The following is a 5699-nucleotide window of genomic DNA, read 5'->3' on the forward strand; positions in this document are numbered from 1 at the left end:
GCAGGAGCAACCTGTCGGGTCTCGACGCCGACACCAGCGAGCACCGACCATAGCTTCCACTCCAGCCCACCAGTCGCTTCGAAGCACACGATAGCTTCTTGCTCGCGAGCAAGCTTCGCCACGATGGCATGATCGCCATCGTTATTGGTCAATCGAAGGCGCTGGCCATCAGGAAGGCAATGAACGTCCAGCCAGTCACGGCTCACATCTATCCCGATGATCCGGCCATGTGATAAACACTCCATGTTCTCCTCCTTCTGGTACGCTGTCCTGAAATGGCCGCAGGCAACTGTTTGAGACAATGAAGGAGAGGCGGTGCCGACACGCCAGGAAGCGTGGCCATGCCAACAGGGTCAGACGTCGCGCACCACCCCGTCACGCGTCCCGGCCAGGACGCGTGACGGGGGCAGGATACCAGATCCGGAATACAGAAGGGTCAGGATGCATTGATTTTCGTCGCTCAGCGTGAATCACGGCTCGGAAAATGGAGCGGTGACATGAGCGACCTTTTCTGGCTGACCGACGCGCAGATGGCACGTCTGGAACCATTCTTTCCGAAATCACATGGCAAGCCTCGGGTCGATGATAAGCGTGTTTTGAGCGGGATTATCTTCATCAATCGCAATGGCTTGCGCTGGCACGACGCCCCGAATGAGTACGGACCGCACAAGACGTTGTACAGCCGGTGGAAGCGTTGTAGCGAGAAAGGCATCTTCGCCCTGATGATGGTCGGTCTGGCCGCCGGACATCGAGAGGAAAAGACCGTGATGATCCCCTTTCATTGATTGCTTCGCAATCAACTGCCTGGCAATGGACGCGACATATTTGAAGGCACATCGAACGGCGACCAGCATAGCCGCTACAAAGGGGGGCGTGGTCGCCTGATCGGTTGGACCAAAGGCGGCATGAACACGAAGCTGCATGCCATCTGCGACAGCGAGGGCCGACCGCTCAACCCGTTCGTCACCGCCGGGCAGGTTAGCGCCTATATCGGGGCGCGGGCGCTGCTCAGCAGCCTCCCAAAGGTCGACTGCCTGCTCGGGGATCGCGGCTATGACGCCGACTGGTTCCGAGAAGCTTTACAGGACAAGGGTATACGCGCCTGCATTCCCGGCCGAAAGAAGCGGAAGACCCCAGTCAAATACGACAAGCGCCGCTACAAACGGCGCAACCGGATCGAGATCATGTTCGGCAGGCTCAAGAATTGGAGACGTGTCGCGACCAGGCATGACAGATGCCCCAAAGTGTTCCTCTCGGCCATCACACTCACTGCTCTCGTAATCTATTGGTTATGAATCCTGACCCTACATCAGGGTGAAGGATTTCGGGGGGGGCAGGTCACCTAAAATACAAATTTTCTCACTTTTTTATATTTCGGCACAATATTAAAATCTTTGAAATCTACTGATCCATGTTGTTGGTTTCTTCATACTCTCGACCATAATTTCCGAAGTTGGTCGCTAAAGTGGGTGAAGAGATGTCTAGTATCCAAATTGGAATAGAAAATTTCGGCTTTTCTAGTCAGACTTTGTCTAGTGATCATCTAGGAGCGAACCTGCTTTTCCATTCAGACAGAGTGACCGGAAACTCTGATTTTGACGAAGTTGTTGCGAAGACTAGCGTCAACTTTATTCGGTATCCAGGCGGCACGATCTCAGAAGAATATTTCGATATCGTAAATCCAAATTCGAAAGATCAGTCCAATGTAATTGACATCCTGACGGGTAACAGAAACGTGAGAACCCGCGACGACTTAGTTGCGCTTGAGGACTTTCTTACATATAGTAACGCAATTTCCTCTAGGGCATCTATTGTGTTGCCGACGTTCCGCTATTTCGATCAATATACTGGACAGGTCAGTCAGGAAGCCGAAGCAGAAATCAGATCTTTTATAAGCAATTTGTTGAATGACGTATATGGGTCAACTAAAAATCTTGTTTTAGAAATAGGCAACGAATGGTATCAGAACAGGTTTGATTGGTCTGTTGATGAATTTGGGATTACACAGGCAACAATCGCATCATGGATAGACGATGAAGCCCGGAAACTCGGACTCCGGGAGAGTGTAACAATACTTGCTCAAGCTGGTAGGTCTCAAACTGATAATAATGTACTTTCGTCTTTCTTCCAAGGAAATGCACAGAAAACCATTGATGGAGTCTTGACGCATCTATATGGCACAAACTCTACCGGTGACCCTTTGGGAATCGGCTCTGGTATTCGTAATCGATTAGACTCAATTAACGATGCCTGGTCCAGTGTACTTGGGTTGGATTTTGAACTTGCCGTCACGGAATGGAATGTTGGCGAAAATGGAGAAGATGATACCACCATTAATGGTTTGATGCGTCTTGCTCCTCTGATGCGAATTTATGGAGAAATGCTGATCGGCGGCGTTGACTTAGCGATGATTTGGTCAATACAGACCAATGGCCCGGCTGGACTCAGTGGAGCCGAAGGCACTGGAAGTGATTTATCCCCGACAGGACTCTTCTACTCGATGATTTCACACAGCATTCAGGGGATGCGTTTGGTAGATACCGGAAACGAATATCGCTTGCGTGATGCGGCTGGTGAAACCGTCGGCTACACATATTCCTTCGCAGAGGATAAAAACCTTGTAAGCTATTTTGTCTCCGGCATCGAAGACGAAATCGCACTGACGGTCGACCTGACCGAGTTCAAGAATTCCGATGCTTATGTCTATGCCACGGTTCTCGGATCCACGCCGGGAGACAGCGGCACTGAGTATTGGTCATCTGCATCACTGCAGCACCTCACAGCAATCGACCTGTCATCTGACAACGGTTGGGAATTCATCCACGTACTTAATCCATATGAGATGGTGGAACTTCATGTGGTCGTCGGCGAAGGTGTGTCGATTTCAGGAGATACTCAAAGTGCCATAGCCGACAGTTTCGTGGGTAGCAGATACTCTGACCAGCTATCTGGAGGCGCAGGTGACGACACTCTCTTTGGTGCAGAGGGCGAAGACCGGCTTTCTGGCGAGAAGGATCACGACACGCTTGAAGGCGGGCAAGACAATGACACGCTTTTGGGTGGTCACGGTCATGACTATCTGAGCGGTGGCAGCGGAGACGATTTTTTAGATGGAGGAGACTGGAATGATACAATTGTCAGCGGAGAAGGTAGAGACACCCTCATTGGCGGGGACGGCGATGATCTGCTTCAGATGGATGGTGGAGGTGGGATCGCCAACGGCGGAGCGGGACAGGATACACTGTCTTTCTTGGATTCCTCGGCAGGCGTAACGATCTGGGTCGGGGAAGGCATGGTAGAACTAAATAATTTCGATACCGTCAAGTTTTCCGGGATCGAGATCTTCCAAGGCAGTCCATTTAGTGATCGCGTTTCAGTTATCAGCGACGCCGGTCAATTTTTCGGCGGGGACGGAGACGATAAATTCGAAGCTTTGGGGGGGGCACGAAACACTATTTGGGCGGAGGACGGCGACGACATAATCCACATCTATTCCAGCGAAGATAGTCGATATTTCGGAGGTAGCGGGGATGATTATTTTAAGACTTTTTCGGGCACTACTAGTCTAATTGGTGAGTCGGGCGATGACCGATTTTACCTCTACAGTGCTGAACGAGATCAATTGATTTTTCGTGCCGGCGATGGGGCTGACTCGGTTGTAGGCTTTCAGGTTGGATTGGACCAAATTGAACTTCACGGACTGGGTAGGAACCAAATGCAGATAACTGAAAATAGCAACGGTACTCTCCTGGACTTCGGACATGAAGGCAGTATTTCTCTTTCTGGGGTATCAGGATTTGATATAGAAACTGATATATTCTTCATTTTATGAATATTGACGCGGGTCCTTAAAAAAACTCCAGCAGTTAGAAAACTGCGGGTTGTCAATGGAGTGTTTGATACGGCTTTGGTCCATTCTGGAGAAAACCGAATTCGCTGCCATTGTGCGCAACATAAATTCCTGGACAACACGGCCTGCACGATCATCCTGACTGGCGAGTTCCAAGAGCAGAGCGTTGGTATTCAGAAGAAGATCGGTACCTCCGAGTTTGAATCTGTCCATGCCGACATATCCAGATTTCGTGGTCGGAGTCACACTTGGATATATTCGGTCAGGTTGCAGTCCATCCAACGCTCTTTCAGCTTCATAGGCCTTCAAGATGTTTGACAGGAAATAGCCTGCCGCCCCAATTCGCCTTTGATTTTCGTTGACCCCATGGTCAAGGAAGGTTTGAAAAGTGGAAATAAGCCACCTTGTTGGCAGAGAACCAAGAAGCAACGCGTACTCTTCATTCCAAAGCCGCTGAAAGAGATAAGCTGCGTGTTCAGTATACGCTGTGTCTCGGCGCAAATAACTGATTGTCAAGCCAAGAAAATAACAGGTCTCTGGTAGACCGCGAAACCGGTATCTTAGGATCCGTTCCTGGTTCTTCATGTCGGCGCGTCCGCCTTTTGGAAATTCTTCGGGGGCGTCAACTAGCTGTGTCCGAAATTTAGACAAGTCGCAAAACGGGTCAGGCAAGATATTGGGCTGTTCCTGATAGTCTCCGCGCGTACTGGCTCGTTCCCACAATTCATCAAATTTAGGCGATAGCCAACCCGGCTTCTTTGCTTTTACCGGCCATTGGGGAAATTTTAGTTCGCTTGCATCGGTCAGCGGAACCACCTCGCAAGTTTGCAGCCACCTTTTCGCTAATTGCTGCGCGTCACTTGACGCGCCGGAGCGGTTTATCACTTCCAATATCGGAACAATTTCAGCCGACGGAGACCGATTGTGTCGACGATTTGCGTTAGGGATTTCAAGATTTTTTTCGTAACCTAAAATTGTGCGTAGCAATGCGTTCACTGATGAATAATCCGCGTTTTCTTCATAGCGGATTTCGATGAAATCCGGGTTCAATTTTTCTCGCGGCTTTCTAAGTGTTTCATCCCAAAGATCTGCTGTGTGCAGAAATTCAACATATTCTTCCATTGATGAGAAACGTGTCGGGTACTTAATGATTTGTGCATAAGAGCTTCGCAACCAATCGGCTGGCGTGCGTACAAAAAAATAGAATTTACATTTTATATCTGGGAATGCTTTCGAAATTGTATTCAAATTTTCAAACAGCTTTGGGTAAGGCTTTCTTCTTCTTGATCGCCCGGGTAACTCCCCACAAAAATCTTCGCTGGATACTAGGCAGTCACCCTGTCGAGACCGACAGAGATCAGCCAACTGGTTCAAACCGCCCGTTGCGGAAATCCTGTCTCCTTTGCGGAGAAATTTTGTTATTTCTCCAATGACAGGATCATCCATTGGAAAAAGATTATACTTTTGTTCTAGAATTTCAGAGTTATCTCTAATCACATTTTGAATGGCGGTCGAGCCGGTTTTGTGTGGGCCAATATGAAAATGGACAGTCTTCATTTTTTCCTGGACATCCGTTCGAGGGAGGGAACCAATCGCTTTGATAGCACCGTACAGCCAATATTGAAAGATGTTCCAACCCAATAAGGTTGGCACTTCTAAGGCGTTGTCGCGACAATCGGAGGGAACCACCCACCTCTCGAATTTTAACAGTTAGCACGGGCGCATGTTGAAACTAACTGTCCCATCCATCCTGATGACCTGCTCCCCATCGAGTCCGCTAATTTAGGTTAGCTCTGTTCAGGTTTTGGTCCTTCTTTGACCGGTTAGCATATTCGGTTGGTGTCATTCC

General features: G+C 49.2%; 4 protein-coding genes and 1 pseudogene. 3 read left to right on the forward strand and 2 right to left on the reverse strand.

Annotation, left to right across the window (positions count from 1 at the left end):
• Positions 1 to 245, reverse strand: a pseudogene (locus EDD52_RS23155) (hypothetical protein); the annotation flags it as partial.
• 252 nt (positions 246 to 497) lie between these two features.
• On the opposite strand from EDD52_RS23155, the gene EDD52_RS24325 reads away from it, so the two are divergent.
• The 3 genes from EDD52_RS24325 to EDD52_RS23165 all read left to right on the forward strand — a co-directional run bounded on the left by EDD52_RS24325 (position 498) and on the right by EDD52_RS23165 (position 3832).
• On the forward strand, positions 498 to 785 hold the full coding sequence (locus EDD52_RS24325; RefSeq protein ID WP_279389294.1) for a transposase: 288 nt from the start codon (positions 498 to 500) through the stop codon (positions 783 to 785).
• Positions 786 to 1295: an IS5 family transposase gene (locus EDD52_RS24330; protein ID WP_279389295.1), complete on the forward strand. Its 510-nt coding sequence runs from the start codon at positions 786 to 788 to the stop codon at positions 1293 to 1295.
• Between the two features lie 182 nt (positions 1296 to 1477).
• On the forward strand, positions 1478 to 3832 hold the full coding sequence (locus EDD52_RS23165; RefSeq protein ID WP_132248976.1) for a calcium-binding protein: 2355 nt from the start codon (positions 1478 to 1480) through the stop codon (positions 3830 to 3832).
• Here EDD52_RS23165 and EDD52_RS23170 read toward each other — a convergent pair.
• Positions 3827 to 5539 (reverse strand): hypothetical protein, encoded by a 1713-nt coding sequence (locus EDD52_RS23170; protein ID WP_132248977.1) that lies wholly within the window; start codon positions 5537 to 5539, stop codon positions 3827 to 3829. The genes EDD52_RS23165 and EDD52_RS23170 overlap by 6 nt on opposite strands.
• Positions 5540 to 5699: the final 160 nt, after the last annotated feature.

Origin of the sequence: Primorskyibacter sedentarius (assembly GCF_004342065.1) — a bacterium.
Classification (GTDB): Bacteria; Pseudomonadota; Alphaproteobacteria; order Rhodobacterales; family Rhodobacteraceae; genus Primorskyibacter; species Primorskyibacter sedentarius.